Source organism: Phenylobacterium sp. (assembly GCF_030680185.1).
Lineage (GTDB): Bacteria > Pseudomonadota > Alphaproteobacteria > Caulobacterales > Caulobacteraceae > Phenylobacterium.
In genome coordinates, this window is the sequence record NZ_JAUXVZ010000014.1 from 1 (window position 1) to 19,084 (window position 19,084).

Here is a 19,084-nt window from a genome sequence, read left to right on the forward strand (position 1 = left end):
AAATAGTGCGCGTCGGTCTCAATCATTGTGATCTCAGTCTCACACAATGTGCGCCCCGGAGCGGCGAACGTCTCAGCTAATGTGCGTCGAAAGGCGTCATGAATCTCGCGTCGAGCCGTTCACTATTGCGCGTCCCTACAGCTAGCACACAGGTCAGTCCATATTTGCGGCCTTCCTTGGCGATCAGGCCAAATGAGTCCAGGCGCACCGAGGCGTAGTCATCGCCGATCGTCCTTCCAAGAAACTGGTGGGCTTCGTCGAGGAAGACGACGAGCGGATCGTCTCGGAAGGTCCCGGCGCGCGCCGCCCCCAGCAGATAGCGGCCGATGATGTTGAGCAGGATCTCGCGCGTGTTGTGCTCGAAGCGGACATCCTTGAAGGAAATCACCGCGATGTCTCGGGTATCATCCGCGAAGAAGGCGTCCAGCTCGGCAACGAGCGAGGTCCCGTTACGCTCAAAGATGCACTCCAGCTCCTTGGAGCGGACCAGGCCGCTGATGCGCGAGATCAGCGTCTCGCAATATCCGAGAGACTGCTGGTCGGGGCCCCCGTAGACGCTGGTGTTCTGTTGTGACGTCGGCCAGACGCATTCGTGTCGGATTTGGTCGGCCAGCTTCGAGATGTCGAAGGCGCAGCCAGGCCGGTGCAGGGCGGCGGCGTTGGCGGTCAGTGCCTGGTTGATCGGGTTTTTGAGCTTTCCATTCTTCTCCAGAAGGCCATTCTGGATCGTGACCTGGGCGGGCACATTGACCCCGAGCGCGGCGACCAGCTTTAGGCTGCGGATCGCTTCGCGCAGCCGCGGACCCTGACTTTGGCCGGACGGCCGGAACAGGGTGAAGAGGTCGTCCTCGGTGATCTGCTGATACGGAAAGTGCACAACCTTCTGACCAGCCACGGCCCCGTCGAACACGAAGACGTCGTCGACCCCGTTCATGGCCGCGAACTCTCCGGTCGGATCGAGGAGGATGGCTCGCCCGCCGGCTTTCTTCAGCTGCTGGATGAGAGTGGCGAGGGTCCAGCTCTTGCCGCCGCCCGTCGCGCCGAAAACCCCGCAATGGCGTCCGAAGATCTTCTCGGGGGGAAGGCAGACATCGACGCTGTCGGCGGCATCGATGCGGCCGATGCTCAACACCAGCTCCCCGTCACCAGCGACGGCGTTGCGGATCAGTCGCGCCAGAAGAGAGGGCTGCGCCAAGAACACCCCGTCGCCGATTCGCGGAAACTCGGGGAGGCCGCGCACAAGCTTGTTCGACCCCTGCTCCACCCCCGCCAGCAGCTGCACCCGCCCGATCGGATCGGGTTCGACTGGTTCACCAAGCCGCGGTTCGACTTGGAGCCTTTCGGAATCTGGGATGCGCGTCTCGATGATGCGGCCGAGGAGCTTCACCCTTTCGCAGTCAATGAAAACGAAGTCGCCGACCGCGCCCTTGGCGAGCCCGCGCCGCTCCGGTCGGGCAGTAGCGTTCGGCAGGTTGACGATCACCTGAGAGGCTGTCGCTTGGGTAACGGTACCGATGTAGCGGTCCGGGTCGATCGGGCTGAGGGCAATCATCCCGTCTGGGCTCCCGTTTCCTCGCGGATGCTGCGGATGCGCTGGACGTGGCGTTCGCGATCAGTCTCACCCATGAGGTCGGGCAGGACGACCGCCATATCCTCGAAGCGGCCGTTGATGAGGTGAAGGCGGGCGTCGCCTCCGGCCGCGAGTGCCATGAAGCTTTTGAGAAACCGATTCTCTGTCGGCTTAGCCTCGGGATGGGTGTGCGCGGAACCTGGGAGCGCGGCGGCATCAAGGAAGACTGGATCACAGACGATGAGGCGCAACGACATGTTGCTCTCGACCGCCGAGAGGATCGGTCGGCCGATGTGATCATCGTTGAAGCCGAAGCCGGAGACGATGACGGCCGTGTCAGGCTCGCGCAGGGCCGCCTGGAAGGCCCCGATCATGTCGAGATAGGGGGCCTCGAAGCTCTCCTGGTACTTGCTCGACCGCGGATAAATCAAGACCGGCTCGCCCTCTTCGCCCTCAGACCGCACGATATCGCCGCCCTTGCGCCGCCAGTCGATCGAGCCATGAAGCTTGTAGAACTGCACCACGTTCTCGATGTAGTCGGGTGATCCGTTGCCTCCGTTCTCACGTCGGACCACGTCGTAGTCGAAGAACATGCGGTCGTAGACCTGCCTCAGGGAATGGGAGAAGCCGTCGATGAAGGTGAAGCGGTGACGCGCCCCGGCCTCCTCGAAGCACAGGTCATAGTTTGTAGTGAAGATTTTGCTGCGTGATTTGCGCACCCCGCGCCGGCCGAGTTTCTGCAGCAGAACGGCGTGGGCGGACAGGTCGGTCTCAGTGTCGACGAAAGCGACCCGCTCGAGGATTGCGCTCTCTGCGTCCTTCACGAAGGCCCTGATCAGTTTGGTAGTTTCGTCTGTCGCCTTGGCATGAAGTTCGAGATGGAGCTTACAGAGTGTGAGGAGGCGCTCGATATTGTTGTCGACGTCGGCGTCCTTGAAGCACTGGTTGACCTTGGCGAAGACCTCGTCGCCGACTTTGGCCTTGGCCGCGTTCCAGATGTCCCACATTCCGGCCGGAGAAAGCTTGCCCGCTCCATTGCGGGCGCTGAATGACGACCCGGTGCCCGTCAGCACCACCACGTTCGTGGCGTTCAGCGCATTGAGGAACGCGCTCTCTATCAGGCGCCGTGCGCCTACGATCTCGACCTTTTGGCCGTCTCCCGTCATCTGGTCAGAGTAGTTCTTCCATCCCTCGCCCGGAACGAAGAGGCGCAAGTTGTTCGGTGACGCAGCATTGCCGTTCCAGAACGTCATTCTTCACCTTGGCTTCGCCTTAATTCGCGGCACAGTAACACGGCAGTACTTGCTCCGTACAATCTATGCGCGCCGAACGAACGCCTATGCCGCGCACCGACCCCGATCACCGCGCCGCCGCTGTCCAGCCCGCCGCGGCGGCTTCTGCGGCCGAGCAAAACCAGCGCTCGCCCATGGTCGGGTCTATGCGAGTCGCAGCGTAGTCCTGCTGGCCGGGTACATGAAAAATCCGCCGGCCCTTGGCGCTGATGTTGCCCTTGATCACACAGCCCGCGGCGGGCGGCCCGGCCGGTGCCGTGTGAACCTGGCGCGCGTCCGCCCGCCACAGCGACGGCGTCTCGAACCGCCCGGCCCAAAGGCCGCGCCGCGCCCGGAGCGCCTCGGCCTCGGCGGAAGCGTAGGCACCGCGGCTGAATTGGACATAGTCGATCGCCCACCCGGCCTGGACCATCGCCTCGCCCAGATCGGTCGATCCGGCCAAGCACCGAGCAACCGCCCGGCCATAGGGATCACGATCGCGCACCTCACAGCGCACCGCCCGCCCACCGATCAGGCCGACGAGCTGGTCGCGCGCGACGTCGCCGCAGGCGTAGGCTTTGCCCTGGTCGTTCTGGCAGACCTGTCGGCCTTCCGGCGCATCGACGCCCCAAAGGCGGACCCTCTCGGCGCCGACGCTGAAGGTGTCGCCATCGACGACACGGGCAGGGCCCGTCACCTGCGCCGGCGCGGCGGCCGCCAACCCGATGGCCAGCGCCATAAGGCTCAACCGCCGAATCATCGCCGGTCCTTTCGCAGGGTGATGATCACCCGGTCGACATAGACCTCGGCGACCTCGGCCGCGTGCAGGATCGCGTCGATGTAGTCGCGCTTGATCCGGTCGGCGGCGATCTGGCTGAGGGTGGACAAGGTCAGCACCCCCTCATCGATCCCATGGAATCCGATCCGGCCGAACCAGCTGCCATAGGCGCCCTCGCGGACCAGCCGGCGTAACGGTTCAGCGATCTTTTGCCAGACGGGGTCATCGACCCCCGGCGCCGCCATCAAAGCGGGCGGCGGTTCAGCCGGCGGAATGTCGCCCTTGGCCTTGAGGACCCGGGCGAAGTTGAGCCGCAGGTCCGGCGCCCCCTTCGGCTCATAGGAGGCCATCCGGCCGAAATATTTGCACGGGCTGCGAACGTCGGGATCCTCGATGGCAATCGCCAGCATGGCGATGGCGCGGACCCCGTGCCGCTTCAGGGCCCAGGCGAAGGTCTGGTCGTTGTTGCGCTCACGTTCGGGCAGCAGATCGTCAACGGCGGCCGCCACCCGAGCGAGGTCGGCAGGCGTTACGCTGGCCGGATCGGCCACGGCGGCAGGTCCCACCAGCGCAGCGATGCGGGGAGAGACTTGGAAGGCGGCCCTAAGCTCCTGGCGGACCATTTCCGCCGGCGCGGACCCCTCCGAAAAGGCGCTGGAGAAACCGCTTGCTCCCTGCGGAGAGCAAATGGCGCTGTCGTGTCCGGCGCCCTGGCGTTTGCCCGAGGATTTTCGGACTTTGCCGTTCTCGGCGGGCGAAGTCCGCCGCTGATCAGTTTGATGTCGCGCTGAAGGCGCGTCCTTTCCTCGTACAGAAGAACTGCCGTTCTGATGGGACTGTTCTAGGTGAGTGAATCTTGGCGCCCGGGCGGTAGTTCTTTCACTAAAGACGACGGGTTCGGAATAGGCGGCCCTCCGGGCCTGAGCAGCTTCGCGGACGGCGAGATCCGCCGCCTCGAGCTCGTCCAGACGCGCCACGAGGGGGGCCAGGTCATAGGCCTCCACACCCGCCGGCCGATTGGCGCGGGTGTAGTCGCGCACCATGAAGCCGGCCGCTTCCAGCGCACGCCTGTGGGCGCGGGCGTTGCTCTCGGTGCAGCCTAGATAGTCGGCGATCAAACTGGTCCCGGGCCACACCGTGGCCACGTCCTGTTCGAGCCGGTCCTGGTTGAGGTGCTCGACATAGAGAAGCAGGGTCATCCGCTGCTGCACGGTGAGCGTGGGCGTGCCCTTAAGCACCGCCGCGGCGATCCGGGCCACCGATACGCCCGGCTGCCAGCGCCAGGCTCGGGCTTGCGCGCAGACCGCGTCAAAGTTGGGGGCTCGCTTGGCGAACCCTGGTCGCCAGTCGTCGCCCGATAAGGCCGTTCGCATGTCGTCCCTTCCTAACGGGACGAGGCCGTTTCACGGTCGTGAAACCGGCAGGCAAAAGACCATAGGTCTCCTGTTCGAGGCCTTGACGACGCAAAAAGCGCCGCTTAGGCTTACTCGATCAAATCAAGCCGCTACCACACGGCGCCTGCGATTTCCGAGAGCCTCCCGCGCCAACGGGGGGCTCTCGCCGTTTAGGGGTCTCGTCTAGGTCAAGATGAAGTCCTCTGGGGCGACCGAGCGCGCGCGGAGGGTCCGCGACGCGACTCAGTCGACGACAGCGTTCAGTGAGTCTGACGATTCCTAAAGGCTTGGAATTGTACCCTTTTGGCCAAAAAGGGCCGATTCGGGCGGTTGACGTCTTTCCGGAAACGAGTCCGCCAAGCTGCGACTCAGCGCGCTAGGGCTTGTGGCGCCCGCACGCCCCGACCCCACCTGTTGAGAGAGACGGCGGCGGAACCACTATGATGAGGCGGGCTGCGCCTTACGCCAGGCTTGGAAGCCTTTGTCCGCGTCGATGAAGGCTGCGAGGATGTGAGGGACTAGCTGGTCGAGCTCCAGCGACTGGTCGTTCGCTTGAGCGAAGGCGCGCTGATAGTCGGCCAGATCAACGGCGAGCTTGCCCTTCAGCTTCAAACGCAGATCGGTTGTCTTCTCCTCGAGATCGATCTTGCCCAGGGCGAGGGCGGTCTTGGCGGGGCGCGTCATGGGCGTCTCCTTGGGTGGCTTGCAGGAAGCGGTCGATCGCTGCGAAAGCGAAATCGGTGAGTTTGAGATTGAGGGCGTCCGTCTGGCGGCGGATCCGGACACAAAGCGGCTTCGAGAGCCGGACAGAGACCCGGTCCTTGGCGCCGCGGACGGCGGGAAACGTCACCGCCTCACCACCGTCGAGCGCTTCGACCAGCTCGCGGAAGGCGCGCTCATAGATGAGCCGAACACAGCCCCTGGGATTCTTGCGGGTGTTCAGGCGCTCGGCGGTGTCGAGCATGTCCTGGTGAAGGCCTTCCGGGAGGAAGAGGCCGAGCTTTTCTGCCGATGGGGTCATCGCAACACTCACGCTTACGGGTACGGGGCGAGGATCATGTCCTTGCTGACAAGCACGCGGACGGGCCAACCGGCCCGGACGCGCAGGGTGGGCTGGCGATTGAGATCGCGCCCGGTGATCTGCTGGCCGACCTGCTGGGCGGAATTGGACACCCCGCTGGCAGCCGAATTGACGACGAGGGCGCCGGAGCTGCGGTTGCCGGCATCCTGGGCGGCGGCGGCGCCGACGCTGAACAGCGTCGAGAGGATCACCCCGCGCGCCAGTTGGCCGAAGTGACCGTCCGTCTTGTCCTGCAGGCCAGCCGCCCCGGACAGGTCCGCCCCGGCCATGGACCCGATGTTGATCGAGCGGCCATCGGGCATGATGATCCGGTTCCAGGCGATCAGGGCTCGGTTCTGGCCGTAGGCGATCTGGCTGTCGTACTGGCCGATGAGCCGGGAGCCCTGAGGGATCAGCACCGTTCGTCCGGTCCTGTGGTCGTAGACCGGCTCGGTGACCTGGGCGATCACCTGGCCTGGCAGATCCGAATTGATGGCCGTGACCAGCGCGGCCGAGATGATGCTGCCGGCCTTCACTTCCCAGGGGCTGAGCGCCGGCTGCAGCGGGTTGGTCAGGTAATCGTCAGTGCGGGCGTTGGCGGCGAACTGGCGCTTGGCCGCCTGGCCGTTGGCGGGCTGCACCTCGGCGGCGGCGGACTCGCCGGCGGCTCCAGCGGACGCCGCGATCGGCCGAGACAGCGCCGCCAGATCGGCGGACGGCGCCGCGGCTGCGGCGGATGGCGGGCCGCCAAAGAAGGGACCAGAGGTCCGGGCGGCCAGGGCCTGCTCACGCGCCGCCTGAACGACCGGATCAACCTGGGCCTGCGGAGGGGGAGGAGGCGGTGCGCCCGCCGGCAGACCCCCTGGCGCGCCCTCCGGCGGCGGCAGGGCCGCTGTGCCCGGCAGGGTTTGAGCCTGGAGTGCGGGGTCGGCATAGCCCGCTGCATACCGGGTGGAGATCGCCGGGGTCTGGACCTGGCCCGTATCGGCCGCGTCCGTAAATGCTTCAGGCCGCGCCTGCGGGGCGTGCGCGCCGCCAAAGCCGAGGTAGAACCCGAGCGCCACGATCCCAGCCAGACCCGTCGCCCCGGCGATCAGGTACTTGCGGTTCCAGCGGGTGACCGGATTTCGTGGCGCGGCCAAGACGCTTTCCGGCGCGGCCTTGCGCGGGTGAGGGTTGAGAGGGGGATCGGGCGGAAGGTGGGTCACGAGCGCCCCCCTTCGCCGGTGCGGGTGATCCGCACCACGGTCTGCTTGCCTTCACCAAGCCTCAGCTCCGCGACGTCGATCAGCCGGTCCACGACATAGTAGCCGCCGAGATAGCGGTAGTTGACGAGCTGGGCCTGCTTGTCAGGACCAATGAGGAACAGCGGCGGCGCCTCTGTTGTGGCCATGTCGCGCGGAAACTGGATGTAGGTCTTCAGACCGTCGTCGAAGACTCGGACCGGCTGCCAGCGCGGCGCGCGGAAGCCGTTGGCCTTGATGCGATAGCCGAAGTGCAGCGAGTCCACCGCCAGGCCAGAAGCCGCCACGCCTTGCGTCTCGGCCGCCTGGGCGGCCTGCCGCTCGCGGGCCTCTTCCTGCGGATAGTTCCAGCTGATGACGCTGGTGTAGGTGTCGCCCTCATAGCTGACGGCGTCGAGCAGGTAGGTCCGCTGGTCGGTCGTCAGGATGATGTTGGTGCGCAGGCCGCCACGGATGGGCTTGACCATCACGATGACCTGCTGGGTCGCGCCCGAGCCCTGAACGGTCTCGCCCAGCACCCAGCGCACGGTGTCGCCCGCCGCCTTGGAGATCAGCTTTTCACCAGGCCGCAGAGAAATCGCGGTCAGGAAGCGCGGGCTGGTGTGGACGGTGTAGAGCCGCCCCGGCTCGAAATCGTAGTAGAGCGCGGCGTTCACATAGGCCCCGGCGCTGGGGTAGTCGCGCGCACTGCTGTTGGCGGATTGCACGGTCGACAGCGCCGGCGGGCGCGCATAGGTGCGCGGCGCCGCTCGGCGCCTTGAGGTTGTTCGGGGCGGCGTCGCCGCCTGAGCCAGGGCCACCGGCGCCAAGGGCGCCGGCCGCGCAGCGGCGCCGGGAGCCGGTCGTGGCGCGGCGGTTTGGGCGACGGCCGGATTCTCCGACCCGGCCAGCAAGACGAGCAGCCCAGCCGCAGCGCCTATGGAAAGCCGTCTGGGGGACAAGGCGCTCATAGCTCACGACTCCATTGAAACTCGGTGATGTAGATCCCCAGTGGGTTGGCCCTCAGCTCGGCCTCGTTCTTCGGCGCCACCACCTTGGTGGTGAACAGGCCTGTCCACGCTTCGGTCACGCCGGAGGTCCCGGCGTTGAACTGCGTCTCGCGCCACTGGACCTGGTAGGTGTGTGGACTGCGCGGCAGTACCGACACGATCTCGACGTTGACCGCCTGCGTGCCCGCATTGGCGAAGGGGTCGTTGGCCTTGGCGAAGGCGTTGAGCTGCCCAATCGCGGGCCCAGACACGAAGTGGTAGGCCCCGGTCCAGTTGTCCCGAATGACGATGGGATCGATGCTCTTCGAGCGGGTCCGTCGCACCCAGTCCGCGAGGAAGTATCCGATCTCGGCCGTGGTCGGCTCATAGGTCCGCCCGGCCAGCTCGATCCGGCCAGGCCGCGCGTAGCGGTCGATGGGGACGACGTAGGTGGCGATGTTGGTGTTGTTGGCCTCGTATATGAAGCCGCCCAGCGCCAGGGCCGCGAGCCCCAACCCGCCGAACGCCGCCATCCGCCAGTTCTTGGCCTGCACAACGGCTGAGCCGATCCGCATGTCCCACTCCCGTGAGGCGCGCAGGTATGGGCTCTCGACGGGGGCGGAGCTGCCATAGCGGTCATTCGGTCGTTTGAAGGGGTTCATCGGCGCACTCTCGACTGGGGTCACTCTTCAGGTTCGTCATCGCGGCGGGTTGGAGTGGCGCTCAGGCCAGGCCCGCTTCCGTCGCCGCCGGCGGTGGCCGCAGCGGCGTTGTCTCGAGCCGCGCCTGCTAGCCCTCCGCCACGGCGGGCCTCGGCCCGCGAAACGACGGAGGATCCAGACGAGGGCGCTTCCGGCGGAGGGGGAGGGGGCGTCTCGCCTTCACTAGGATTGCGGGAAGAGAAGAGGCGGCTGCCGGCCGCTCGCCCTTCGGCGACCGTCGTCGAGACGGGCGCCCTGGCGAAGTCGGCCGCCATGCCGCTACCGCTAGACCCGCCGCCTGTGGGACGCGGGCCACCTGAATTGATGCTCCCTGATGCGGCCCTGGCCGCAGCGATCTTCTCGCCGCCAGCCGCCCAACCACTTGCGACCGCACCGCCAGCGGCGCGGGCGGCGAGGCCTACGCCCGCCGCGCCAGCGGCAACACCCGCCGCGCCCATCAGAGCGCCACCGGTATTCAGCTGCGGGCCACCTGAAATCATGGCGCCGGCGATCGCAGGAACTTTGAGCGATAGCATCATCAGGAAGATCGCCGACAAGAGCAGGCCGGCTTCCTCCGCCACGGTCGGTTGAGGCGATAATGTGTAGGTCTCGAAGATGTTGATCCCGACGCCCGCGATCACAGCAAGCGCCATGAACTTGAACCCCACGGAGACCACGTAGCCGATAGCTTTTTCTGCCAAGAAGGAGGTTTGAGAGAGGACCCCAAACGGCACGACGACAAAGGCGATCAGGGTCACGATGTAGAATTCGATGATCGTGACGGCGATCTCGATCGCCAGAATGATGAAGGCCAATAGGATGCCGATCGCGGCGACAGCCGCGACGATGATCATGTCGATATGCATGAGCGCCCCGAAGCCAGCGTTTTGCTGCGCTAGGTCACCGATGTATTTGATGAGGTCGATTACGACCGAGAGGCCCGCTTCGACCGCCTTAGTCGGCGCCCGCGTGAAATCGCCAATCGAGCCGCCACCGCTGGCCTGTAAGCCTAGCTTTGCAAATCCATTGATGACCGTGAGGGTCAGCGAGTGCCAGTTGGTGACCAGCCAAGCGAAGAACCCGATCAGGAGTATCTTCCTGACGAGTGCAGCCATGATGTTCTGCGTCTCGTCGATCGCCCAAAGGATCGCTGAGATCGTGATGCTGATGACAACCAGAGTCGCCAGTACGCCCTGGACGGGTCCCGCAATGGCTCCGAAGCCACTGCCCACCTGGCCGGTGAACGCACTGATAAATTGATCAAGGGCAGCAGGATCTGCGGTGGCCATGGACAAACTCGGCGCACTACCAGCCTAGAGGCTGTTTTTGTCGGGAAGGCTGCTGCCCTTCTTATTGAAGTACAGCGGTGAACATGGGTCGTTCCGGTCACGATTGTTGATGTCCGGACACGGCTTCGCATTGGCTGGCGGGTCGGTTTGACTCGGCTCTGTGGCGGGCTTTCCGCAGCCCGCGAGGCCCACGGCAACGAGACAGCTGATGACAAGCAACGACCGCATCACTGGAAATCCGAGATGTTCGGAAGCCGGCTCCCAGTCTTGGTGTACGCCGTAGCCCGCTCCGTCTCAGCTCGAGCCGCGATCGCCCCAGCCTGCTGCTGGGCCAGGATCGTCTCTTGGGTCCTCGCTTGCGCGATCAGGATCGTCTGAAGGCCTTGAAGCTGGCTGCTGAGTGCGGCCAGCAACTGGTTGGTCGCCTGGATCGCCGCCGTTTGTCCGGCGGCGCCTTGCGAGGCGGCCACCGCGCCGTTGACGGCGCCGGCCGTGGTGCCCTGCGACCTGACCAGCTGGTTCTGCACGGCCATGGAGTCCTGCAGGGTCAGCCGACTGTTCGCCTCCCAGCTCGCCAGCCGCTGCTGGATTTGAGCGAAGCTCTGACCGGACAGGCTGGCGGGGTAGAACTGCTGAAACTGACCGGCGATGTTCTGGCTGTTGTAGCCGATCGCCTGGGCCTGCTGCATAAGCTGGCTGGCCTGGGCGTTGATCTGCGCCAACGGCTGGGTCACGTCCGTGCCGAGCTTTTGCAGCATCGCCATCTGGTTGGTGACCTGCGTCTGCAGCTGCTGGATCTGCGAGAGACCTTGGCGCACCTGCTGGACCGCTTGCGCCACAGCGCGCGGATCGAAGACGATCTGCTGAGCGGCCGCGGTCTGTGGTGGCAGAGGCCCTAAACCCAGCGACACCGCAACGATCGCCGCCGCGGCCATGAGCTGCTTACGCATGGGGTGTGTCCTTCTAGTGCGAGGGATGAGGAGCCGGGAAGAGGTCGTCGCCGGTCGCCTGTACGAACAGGGGTTCGGAGATCGCCCGAAAGGCGACGGCCGCGCCGAACAGGACAAAGCCGGCCAGCATGACGAAGAAGTTGTGGTGGTAGGTCGTGCCGAAGACCGCGAGGAAGCCGGGCGCCGCCACCGCCAGGAACAGGATCCGGCGACGCCGCCGCGAGGCGGTCCACGCGCCCGGAAGGTGACGGTTCAGCCACGCCAAGCGCGCGAAGGCTCTCGGGCTCATCGGCGGCCGAGCGGGCGCGAAGGTGAGGTCGTGCGCGCCCATCACGCCACCCTCGGAAAGGCGGCGCGCCGCTGGCCGCCGAGGTAGCGGGCGACATCCGCCTGGCCCTTGGCCGCGAAGAACCGCTCGGCGAACTCGCCACGATCATGGTCCGCGAGGAGCTGGCTGATGAGCTGCTGATCGCCGGGCGACGACGAGCCCACGGCCGCCAGGGACACACCGCCCAGGCCGAGCTCGAATAGCCGGTTCCCGGAGGTGGACTGGTAGTAGTACTCGCGCTTGGGCGTCGCATTGGCGATGATCCGAACCTGCTGCGGGTTCAGCCCGAAGTCCTGATAGAGCGCCGTGATCTGCGGGGTCTGGGCGTCCGGATTGGGCAGGAAGATGCGGGTCGGGCAGCTCTCGATCAGCGCCGGGGCGATCGACGACCGGGCGACGTCCGCCAGGCTCTGGGTGGCGAAAACCACGGCGACGTTGAATTTGCGCAGCGTCTTCAGCCATTCGCGGATTTTGGCCGCGAAGGCGCCCTGGTCGAGGAAGAGCCAAGCCTCATCGAGCACCAGCAGCGTCGGCCGACCGTCGAAGCGACGTTCAAGGCTGCGGAAGATGTAGGTGAGGACCGGGGCCAAGGCCGACTTGCTGGCCATCAGCTCGGCCATCTCGAAGGTCTGCCAAGCGGCAGGCTTGAGGGCGTTCTGGTTGGCGTCGAGCAGATGGCCGTATGGTCCGCTCAGCGTGTAGGGCGTCAGGGCCGCCTTGACGGCCTGGTCCTGGATCGTGGCGGCCAGCAGGGTGAGGGTGCGCTGGTCGCGCGGTCCCTCGGCGAGATTACGCAACCCGCTCCAGATCTCGTCCTTGACCGGCGGCGTGATAGGCACGCCCTCGGCGGCGACGATGTCTTGCACCCATTCCTGGGCCCAGGCGCGGTCGTCGGACGCGTCGATCTGCGCCAGCGGCTGGAAGGCCAGCTCGCTCTGGTCGCCGCCCAGGATATAGAACTGGCCGCCGACGAGGAGGGTCGATGCGCGCGAGCTGGCGCCCTCATCGAAATAGAAGACCTGAGCTTCCGGATAGCGCAGCCACTGCATGGCCAGGGTGTTGAGCAGGACCGATTTGCCCGAGCCGGTCGGCCCGACGATCATCGTGTGACCGACATCGCCCTGGTGCAGGTCGAAGCGGAACGGCGTGGTGCCGGCGGTGCGGGTGACCAAAAGAGCCGGCTGAAGGCCAGGATAGCCGCGCTTTTGGCATTCGGCCGACAAGTGGGCGTTGATTGTCGGGCCAGGCCAGATCGCCGACATCGGCATCATGTCGCAGAGGTTCAGCGACGACACCAAGGGCCGGCGCAGATCGGCATAGGCTTGGCCCGGCAGGCTGCCGATCCAGGCCTCGACCGCGTTGACATCCTCGACCTTGCAGACGAAGCCCGCCCGGTTGATGGCGCCTTCGACCTCCCGGACGCGGTTGGCCAGCCGGTCGGGATCCGCGTCCATCAAGGTGACGGTCGGGGTGAAGTAGCCGATCGAGGCGTAGTCACCCCCGAGAATGGCCAGGGCCGCATCGGCGTCGACGGATTTCGCCGCCGCGTCCGGATCCTCCAGCAGGGACGGCTCGCGGGTGATCGCCTCCTTCAGGAGCGCCATCACGCCCTTGCGCTTGGCGAACCAGCGCTTGCGCACCGTGGTCACCGCTTTGCGCGCGTCTTCCTTGTCCAGCGGCAGATACCGGCAGACCCAGCGATAGCTGATGCCCAGCTCATTGAGCCGGTCGAGCAGGCCGGGGCACGAGGTCGTCGGGTAGGCCCGAACCGAGAGGGTGCGCAGGTACTGGCCCCCCAGGCGCGGCAGCAGGCCGCCCTGGAAATCATCGTCGGTGAGGAAGGCGTCGAGGTAGGCCGGCGTTTCGGGCGTGGCGACCGGATGTCGCTTGGTCGAGATGCAGCTGTGCAGATAGGTCAGGGTCTCATCGTCGGTCAGTTCTGCGACCTCCGGCATGATCGCGGTCAGGATGTCGGCGATCTGGTGGACCGTGCTGAGGAAGTCGCTGAGCGCCGCGCGGTACATCCCCTCGGCGCCGCGTCCAGACGGGGCGTTTTCGAGTAGGAGGCTCTCGGCCGTCGAGATCGCTTCTTCCGGTGGAAGGTAGGTGAAGGTCAGGAAATAGCGGCTCTCGAAGTGACGCTCCTGCGCTTCGAAGCCCTCGCGGCGCTCCTCATCGACCAGGTCCGAAACGGGGTCCGGAAACTGGCTTGTAGGATAGGTCTGCGATGGCGCGCGGACGGCCTCGATGTGCAGGCACCAGCGTGAGCCCAGGCGCCGCAGGGCGTTGTTGAGCTGGGCGCGGGTCGCGACCAGGCCGGCATCCGTGGCGCTGGCGAGGTCCGGGCCGCGGAAGGCCAGGGTCTTCTGAAAGCTGCCATCCTTGTTGAGCACCAGCCCCGGCCCGATGAGGGCCGCCCACGGGAGGTGGTCGAACAGTCGATCAGCCTTGGGCCGGTACTCACGCAGGTACAGCACGACGAACCTCTAGGAGACCAAAAGCGGGGAGGGGTGAGGCCGAGCGCGCATGTCAGGCGTCCAGGTAAGGCTTCTGGCGAATGTGGCGGCCGAGCGCGTCGAAGAAGTAGGGGTCGCGCTTGTTCAGCCAGTAGCAGGCGCCGTGTATGGCGAGGCCCAGCGGAATGCCGATCAGAGGGACCTGCAGGCCCAAGGCCAGGACGGCGGTCAGGGTGCCGTTGAGCACCGCGATCATGCGCGGCACGCCGGCGATGGTCACCGGCTCCGATAGCGAGCTGTGGAAGGCGATCTCGAAACCCTCGACGTCGGACCGAGCCATCAGAACGCCGCCCCGGCGGTCATGTTGAAGAAGGTCGAGATGAAGGTCGTCGCCGTGAAGGCGATCGCCAGACCGAAGACGATGCCGATCCCTTTGCGCAGGGCCGACCCACCTTCCGCGAAGGCGAAGCCCAGGCCGGTGAGCACGATCGCGATGATGCCGACGGCCTTGGCGACCGGCCCCGACAGCGACTGCATGATGGTGTCGAGCGGGCCTTCCCAGGGCATGGCGGTCCCGGCGCCAGCGGCCCAAGCCGGGCTTACCGCGAGGAGGACAGCCGCGCCGGCGAGGAGGGCCAGGGCGGTCGAAGCGCGCCCCCGAGCTTGGCTAGAACCGGCGTTTTTCATCGCAGCTGACCCTTGATTGCGTCCGCCCGCCTTTGCCGGGCGTCACAACCGTGAGTCGCGGAATAGGCGAGGTCAAGGGCGTTTTTGACTAAAAAGGTGCGATTAGGGCTTTTTCTCTAGCAAAGCTACAACCGTTAGAGGCGAGCTTCCGGCCACGCTTAGCGGCCTGAGTCGAGCAGGCAAGCGCGCGCATTTCCCCCGTGTTGCTGATCTGTTTCCAACCGATAAGCGGCGACTTTGGGGCACATGCCCGAGTTGTGTGGGCTGTTGATTCGCAGCTGAGCCGCCCACTCAAGGTCAGACTAGCCTCCCTGTTGCCGGGTGATCCTGCGCGCAGCACCGATGATCAGCGAGGACCTCGATGACCCGGCAATCGCCCGCGATCCCCTGGCAGCCGGCGGCGACCATGCGCCGAAGCTCGCTCTGCAACGCCTCGAGTTGGGCGATCTTCGTCTCGACGGCGGTGAGTTGTTCCTGGGCGAGGGTGTTGGCGTCCTCACATGATCGCTCCGGATGGTCGGCTAGATCGAGGAGGGTGCGGATCGCCTCGATCGGAAAGCCGAGCTGGCGCGCGTGCTTGATGAAAGCCAGACGCCGGACGGCGGCGGGATCGTAGGCCCGACGGTCGCTTTCGGTGCGCACCGGCTCGGGTAGGAGGCCGATCTGTTCGTAGAAGCGGATCGTGGGGACCTTCACATCGGCGGCCGCCGCGAGTTTGCCGATCGTGAGCGACGTCATGGAATTCTCCTCGTTCCATAAAATAGACCCTTGATCCTCTAGCGACTAGAGGATGCAGGGTCGCGGCATGTCGAGCTGTTCCACTTCCGATAAGCCGGCCGCCAGCGGTTGCGGCTGCGGCGCGCCCATCGCGTTCGACGGCGCCTCGCTGGCCTACCGCCGGGCGCTGAGCGCGGTCATCGTCATCAACATCGTCGGCTTTGTCGTCGTGGCGATCGGCAGTTGGCTCGCCGACTCGGCGGCGCTGGCGGCTAACACCCTAGACTTCGCGGCTGATGCAGCGACCTACGCGCTCAGCTTGTGGGCCATCGGCAAGAGCGTCCAGGTCCGGTCGGGCGCGGCCTTCATCAAAAGCGGGTCACTTGCGCTGATGGCGGCAGGCATTCTCGGACTGGCGGTTTGGCGCGCGGTGACGGGCGCTTCGCCCGAAGGCGGGGCCATCTCGGGGCTCGGCCTATTCGGAGCGGCGGCCAATCTGCTCGCTGCGCTGCTGCTCGTGCGCTTCCGTGAAGGGGACGCCAACGTGCGGTCGGTCTGGCTATGCACCCGCAACGACCTAATCCAGTGCCTGGCGGTGGCCGCCACTGGCGTTGCGGTGACCGTCACTGGGTCGAGGTGGCCGGACCTTCTCGTCGGTGTTCTGCTGGCGGCGGTCTTCTTGCGCTCGGCGTGGCAGATCGCCAGTCAGGCGCGCAAGGAACTCCGAGCCGCTCCGGCCAGCGCGGATTTGCGTAAATATGTAACGCATTCCCGCCACAGTACGAAACACGTATAGGGCAGGGCGATGGCGAGTCCTTCAGCATGGTCCGGAGCACTACGGTGGCTAGCAGCCGCCTTGCTCGTCGCTGTGCTTTCGCTAGGACCGAGCGTCGACTCCCTCATCTGCGGTAATGATCTGAATTCCGGCGCGGCGGCGGCCGAATTCACGACCGCAGCCGGTCAAACGGTGACCGCGCCATTGGATGATCACGGCAGCGCACCGGCGGATGTCTGCATCCATGGTCATTGTCACCACTTTGCACCCTTTGTGCCGATCCTAGGTGAGGGCGGCGTTGGCGCAGACTTGCCTAGCGCCAAGCATGTCCTGGGGCGCACCGCTGTGCGTAAGACCGATCCCCACTTCGGACTGAAACGACCGCCTCGCGGCTGACGACCGACGCGCGCACGCGCGCACTCCGTCGTCACAAGCGAGAAGGAAGACCGTGTTCATCCATAATCGAAGGCCGCTGTTGGCGGCCGCCTCGGGGCTCGTCGCCTTGGGGCTGTCGGCGGGCGTCGGCGTGGCCGAGCCCGCCCCAGCCTTTACTGACCTACTCCGACAGGCGCAGGAGACCGCGCCGCGTTTGGCGGAAGCCCGCGCCGACATCGCGCGAGCCGAAGGCTTGGCGCAGCAGGCGGGCGTGCGTCCTAATCCGACGGTGGGCCTGGAAATCGAGAATTTTTCCGGGTCTGGGCCGTACAGCGGCATAAGCCAGGCTGAGACGACGGCGTCGATTTCTCAGACCTTGGAACTCGGCGGCAAGCGTTCGGCCCGGGTTTCGGCGGCGCAGGGGGAGGTGGTGGCGGCCCGTCAGCGCGCCCAGCGCGCCCAGGTCGATTTCAGATTCGATCTTGCGGTGGCCTACGCCGAAGCCGAGGCCAGCGATCGGCGACTTTTGCTCGCACGAGAAGCGCTCGGGCTCGCGGAGGAGGATGCCCGCATCGCGCGCGCCTTCGTCGAACAAGGCCGCGAACCTGAGTTGCGGCGTATTCAGGCGGAGGCTGCAGTCCAGGCGGCCCGCGCCACCGTCGAGGAGGCTCAGGCGGCGGGAGCGACAGCCTTCGCTAACCTTACGGCTCTTTCGGGATCGGCGGCGCCAATCACCTCGATTCCCGTGAGCCTGCTGGACGGAACGCCGCCGCGTTCCGCCATCTCGCCCGTCGCATCTAACGCGCCGGGCTATCTCGTGGCGCAAGCTGAGCGCGAGGCGGCACGGCGGCGCCTCGCCTTGGAGCGTCGGCGCGCCGTTCCCGACGTGAATGTCTCGGTGGGCTTCCGACGGTTCGAGAATTCCGATGCGTCAGCATTCATCGCCGGGGTGTCGGTCCCTCTGCCACTCTTCGATCGCAATCGGGGGAACGTCCGCGCGGTCCAAGCGGAAGTCACCGCCGCGGAGGCCCGTCTGAATGCGGCGCGGTTCGACGCCGAGGCGACGGTTCGCGCAAGCACAGCCCGTGCGACCGCCGCAGAAACGCGGCTCGCCGCCGCTCGGGAGGGTGAGCGAGCCGCGCAGGAGGCCTACCGCCTCACACGCATCGGCTACGAAGGCGGGAAGCTGAGTCTTGCCGAACTTCTTGTTGCACGACGCGCGCTCACGGATGCGCGCGGTCAAACCATCGCCGCCGCCAGTGAGCGGGTAAGCGCGCAGGCAGCCCTGGCTCGGATGAGCGGCGTTGCCGGGACCGGAGACTCCCAATGAAGCAGGATAAGGCGCGTCTTTATGGCGCAGTAGCCGCCATCGCCCTCGTCGCCGCAGCCGGCGGCTTCGGGTTGTCGGCATTGATCAATCGCGACGCTCCCCCTGCGGCCGAGGCCGCCGATGAACATGCCGAAGGGGAGGCGCAAGAAGAGGGCGAGGCCGCCGAGACGCCCGAGGGCGTTGTCAAGCTTACGCCAGAGCAGGTTCGGGCGTCGGGCCTGGCCGTCGTCGCGGTGGGTCGGGGCGGTGGCGCCGAAACACGCATTTCCGGGCGCGTGGAACCGATGGTTGATGCCCGCGCCAGCGTTGGGGCGAGCGTCGGCGGGCGCGTTGAGCGGGTTCTTGTTGCGCCGGGGCAAAGCATCCGGGCGGGCCAGGCCCTCGCGATCCTCGTCAGTGGTGACGCCGCCACGTTGCGCGCCGACGCCGACGCGGCGGCGGCTGCGGCGAACGCCGCGCGGCGCGCCTACGAGCGAGATCGCAATCTTGGCGCCCAGGGCATAGTGGCGCGACAGGAGGTGGAGAGCTCCCAGGCCCAAGCGCTCAGCGCCGAGGCCACAGCACGCGCCGCGCGGGCTAGGGTAGCTGTCGCGGGCTCTCCGAACGCCTCGGGGCGAACGAGCGTCTCGTCGCCCATCGGCGGTGTCGTAACCGCCGTGCAGGTCGGGCCCGGCGGCTACGTCGCCCAAGGCGGCGTCATCGCCGAAGTGACCAACCCGGCGCGCGTCGAACTGGTCTTCAATGCTCCGCCGCAACTCGCCGCGCAGACGCGCGCCGGAGCGCGGATGCGGATCACCGGCCCGACGGGAGAGTTCGACGCCGTCGTGACCGGTGTAGCGGCGAACGCAGGCTCGGGAGAAAGTGGGGCGACGGTGATCCGCGCGCGGCCTGTTGGCGCTAGCCTCCCGCCGGCGGGGTCACCCGTCACCGGAGCCCTCGTGACCGGTGGTGAGAGCGGCGGCCTGACTGTACCGAGCGAAGCCGTGCAAACGGTCGAGGGCAATCCCGTCGTGTTCGTGCAGATCGACGGCGGGTTCCGCGCCATGCCGGTGCTGACCGGACGCCAGGCGGGCGGTCGCACGGAGATCGTGCGTGGGCTCACCGGCGCCGAACGGATCGTCTCCACCAACGCCTTCCTGCTTAAGGCCGAACTCGCCAAGGGCGAGGCTGAGCACGGCCACTAGGGAGCAG

Annotated in this window: 18 protein-coding genes; 3 read left to right on the top strand and 15 right to left on the bottom strand. The window is 66.4% G+C overall.

Annotated elements, in window-relative coordinates; genetic code table 11:
- Positions 1-76 precede the first annotated feature (76 nt).
- The 15 genes from Q8L83_RS02965 to Q8L83_RS03035 form a co-directional block, all read right to left on the bottom strand.
- Positions 77-1,552, bottom strand: coding sequence for an ATP-binding protein (locus Q8L83_RS02965; RefSeq protein WP_305284659.1), 1,476 nt, complete (start codon positions 1,550-1,552; stop codon positions 77-79).
- The gene (locus tag Q8L83_RS02970) at positions 1,549-2,823 is read right to left on the bottom strand and encodes an SIR2 family protein (RefSeq protein ID WP_305284660.1); all 1,275 of its coding nucleotides are present in this window, start codon (positions 2,821-2,823) and stop codon (positions 1,549-1,551) included. The genes Q8L83_RS02965 and Q8L83_RS02970 overlap by 4 nt, the downstream gene beginning before the upstream one ends.
- A gap of 106 nt (positions 2,824-2,929) precedes the next feature.
- The gene (locus Q8L83_RS02975) at positions 2,930-3,580 is read right to left on the bottom strand and encodes a thermonuclease family protein (RefSeq protein WP_305284661.1); all 651 of its coding nucleotides are present in this window, start codon (positions 3,578-3,580) and stop codon (positions 2,930-2,932) included.
- A gap of 17 nt (positions 3,581-3,597) precedes the next feature.
- Positions 3,598-4,992 (bottom strand): DnaA N-terminal domain-containing protein, encoded by a 1,395-nt coding sequence (locus tag Q8L83_RS02980; protein ID WP_305284662.1) that lies wholly within the window; start codon positions 4,990-4,992, stop codon positions 3,598-3,600.
- Positions 4,993-5,451: 459 nt separating this feature from the next.
- Positions 5,452-5,697, bottom strand: a complete 246-nt coding sequence (locus Q8L83_RS02985; RefSeq protein WP_137803317.1) for a DUF2274 domain-containing protein — start codon at positions 5,695-5,697, stop codon at positions 5,452-5,454.
- Positions 5,698-6,048: 351 nt separating this feature from the next.
- A complete protein-coding gene (locus Q8L83_RS02990; RefSeq protein WP_305284663.1) occupies positions 6,049-7,215 on the bottom strand; it encodes a TrbI/VirB10 family protein in 1,167 nt (388 codons plus the stop codon).
- A 62-nt stretch (positions 7,216-7,277) separates the two neighbouring features.
- Complete coding sequence (gene trbG, locus Q8L83_RS02995) at positions 7,278-8,024, bottom strand: P-type conjugative transfer protein TrbG (RefSeq protein ID WP_305284664.1); 747 nt, start codon at positions 8,022-8,024, stop codon at positions 7,278-7,280.
- Positions 8,025-8,263: 239 nt separating this feature from the next.
- A complete protein-coding gene (gene trbF / locus Q8L83_RS03000; protein ID WP_305284665.1) occupies positions 8,264-8,947 on the bottom strand; it encodes a conjugal transfer protein TrbF in 684 nt (227 codons plus the stop codon).
- A gap of 20 nt (positions 8,948-8,967) precedes the next feature.
- On the bottom strand, positions 8,968-10,275 hold the full coding sequence (gene trbL, locus Q8L83_RS03005) for a P-type conjugative transfer protein TrbL (RefSeq protein ID WP_305284666.1): 1,308 nt from the start codon (positions 10,273-10,275) through the stop codon (positions 8,968-8,970).
- Positions 10,276-10,502: 227 nt separating this feature from the next.
- Complete coding sequence (locus Q8L83_RS03010; protein WP_305284667.1) at positions 10,503-11,225, bottom strand: conjugal transfer protein TrbJ; 723 nt, start codon at positions 11,223-11,225, stop codon at positions 10,503-10,505.
- A 13-nt stretch (positions 11,226-11,238) separates the two neighbouring features.
- Positions 11,239-11,556 carry a hypothetical protein gene (locus Q8L83_RS03015; RefSeq protein WP_305284668.1) on the bottom strand — a complete coding sequence of 106 codons (318 nt, stop codon included), beginning with the start codon at positions 11,554-11,556 and terminating at the stop codon, positions 11,239-11,241.
- The gene (trbE, locus tag Q8L83_RS03020; RefSeq protein WP_305284669.1) at positions 11,556-14,030 is read right to left on the bottom strand and encodes a conjugal transfer protein TrbE; all 2,475 of its coding nucleotides are present in this window, start codon (positions 14,028-14,030) and stop codon (positions 11,556-11,558) included. Before trbE ends, Q8L83_RS03015 begins: the two co-directional genes overlap by 1 nt.
- A 52-nt stretch (positions 14,031-14,082) precedes the next feature.
- Positions 14,083-14,349 (bottom strand): VirB3 family type IV secretion system protein, encoded by a 267-nt coding sequence (locus Q8L83_RS03025; protein ID WP_293498093.1) that lies wholly within the window; start codon positions 14,347-14,349, stop codon positions 14,083-14,085.
- Positions 14,349-14,696: a TrbC/VirB2 family protein gene (locus Q8L83_RS03030; RefSeq protein ID WP_269717138.1), complete on the bottom strand. Its 348-nt coding sequence runs from the start codon at positions 14,694-14,696 to the stop codon at positions 14,349-14,351. The genes Q8L83_RS03025 and Q8L83_RS03030 overlap by 1 nt, the downstream gene beginning before the upstream one ends.
- Before the next feature lie 297 nt (positions 14,697-14,993).
- Positions 14,994-15,434, bottom strand: coding sequence for a helix-turn-helix domain-containing protein (locus Q8L83_RS03035; protein WP_305284670.1), 441 nt, complete (start codon positions 15,432-15,434; stop codon positions 14,994-14,996).
- Between the two features lie 67 nt (positions 15,435-15,501).
- Between Q8L83_RS03035 and Q8L83_RS03040 the strand changes: the two genes are divergently transcribed.
- From Q8L83_RS03040 to Q8L83_RS03050, 3 genes are all read left to right on the top strand, one after another.
- Positions 15,502-16,209 carry a cation transporter gene (locus tag Q8L83_RS03040; RefSeq protein WP_305284671.1) on the top strand — a complete coding sequence of 236 codons (708 nt, stop codon included), beginning with the start codon at positions 15,502-15,504 and terminating at the stop codon, positions 16,207-16,209.
- A 427-nt stretch (positions 16,210-16,636) separates the two neighbouring features.
- On the top strand, positions 16,637-17,893 hold the full coding sequence (locus Q8L83_RS03045) for a TolC family protein (RefSeq protein ID WP_305284672.1): 1,257 nt from the start codon (positions 16,637-16,639) through the stop codon (positions 17,891-17,893).
- On the top strand, positions 17,890-19,077 hold the full coding sequence (locus Q8L83_RS03050) for an efflux RND transporter periplasmic adaptor subunit (protein WP_305284673.1): 1,188 nt from the start codon (positions 17,890-17,892) through the stop codon (positions 19,075-19,077). Before Q8L83_RS03045 ends, Q8L83_RS03050 begins: the two co-directional genes overlap by 4 nt.
- The last annotated feature ends 7 nt before the right edge of the window (positions 19,078-19,084 follow it).

Bases quoted from the DNA above. Each gene is read 5' to 3' on its own strand.
- Q8L83_RS02965 (WP_305284659.1), bottom strand. From the start codon at position 1,552: ATGATTGCCCTCAGCCCGATCGACCCGGACCGCTACATCGGTACCGTT.
- Q8L83_RS02970 (WP_305284660.1), bottom strand. From the start codon at position 2,823: ATGACGTTCTGGAACGGCAATGCTGCGTCACCGAACAACTTGCGCCTC.
- Q8L83_RS02975 (WP_305284661.1), bottom strand. From the start codon at position 3,580: ATGGCGCTGGCCATCGGGTTGGCGGCCGCCGCGCCGGCGCAGGTGACG.
- Q8L83_RS02980 (WP_305284662.1), bottom strand. From the start codon at position 4,992: ATGCGAACGGCCTTATCGGGCGACGACTGGCGACCAGGGTTCGCCAAG.
- Q8L83_RS02985 (WP_137803317.1), bottom strand. From the start codon at position 5,697: ATGACGCGCCCCGCCAAGACCGCCCTCGCCCTGGGCAAGATCGATCTC.
- trbF (WP_305284665.1), bottom strand. From the start codon at position 8,947: ATGAACCCCTTCAAACGACCGAATGACCGCTATGGCAGCTCCGCCCCC.
- trbL (WP_305284666.1), bottom strand. From the start codon at position 10,275: ATGGCCACCGCAGATCCTGCTGCCCTTGATCAATTTATCAGTGCGTTC.
- Q8L83_RS03010 (WP_305284667.1), bottom strand. From the start codon at position 11,225: ATGCGTAAGCAGCTCATGGCCGCGGCGGCGATCGTTGCGGTGTCGCTG.
- Q8L83_RS03015 (WP_305284668.1), bottom strand. From the start codon at position 11,556: ATGGGCGCGCACGACCTCACCTTCGCGCCCGCTCGGCCGCCGATGAGC.
- Q8L83_RS03025 (WP_293498093.1), bottom strand. From the start codon at position 14,349: ATGGCTCGGTCCGACGTCGAGGGTTTCGAGATCGCCTTCCACAGCTCG.
- Q8L83_RS03030 (WP_269717138.1), bottom strand. From the start codon at position 14,696: ATGAAAAACGCCGGTTCTAGCCAAGCTCGGGGGCGCGCTTCGACCGCC.
- Q8L83_RS03035 (WP_305284670.1), bottom strand. From the start codon at position 15,434: ATGACGTCGCTCACGATCGGCAAACTCGCGGCGGCCGCCGATGTGAAG.
- Q8L83_RS03040 (WP_305284671.1), top strand. From the start codon at position 15,502: ATGTCGAGCTGTTCCACTTCCGATAAGCCGGCCGCCAGCGGTTGCGGC.
- Q8L83_RS03050 (WP_305284673.1), top strand. From the start codon at position 17,890: ATGAAGCAGGATAAGGCGCGTCTTTATGGCGCAGTAGCCGCCATCGCC.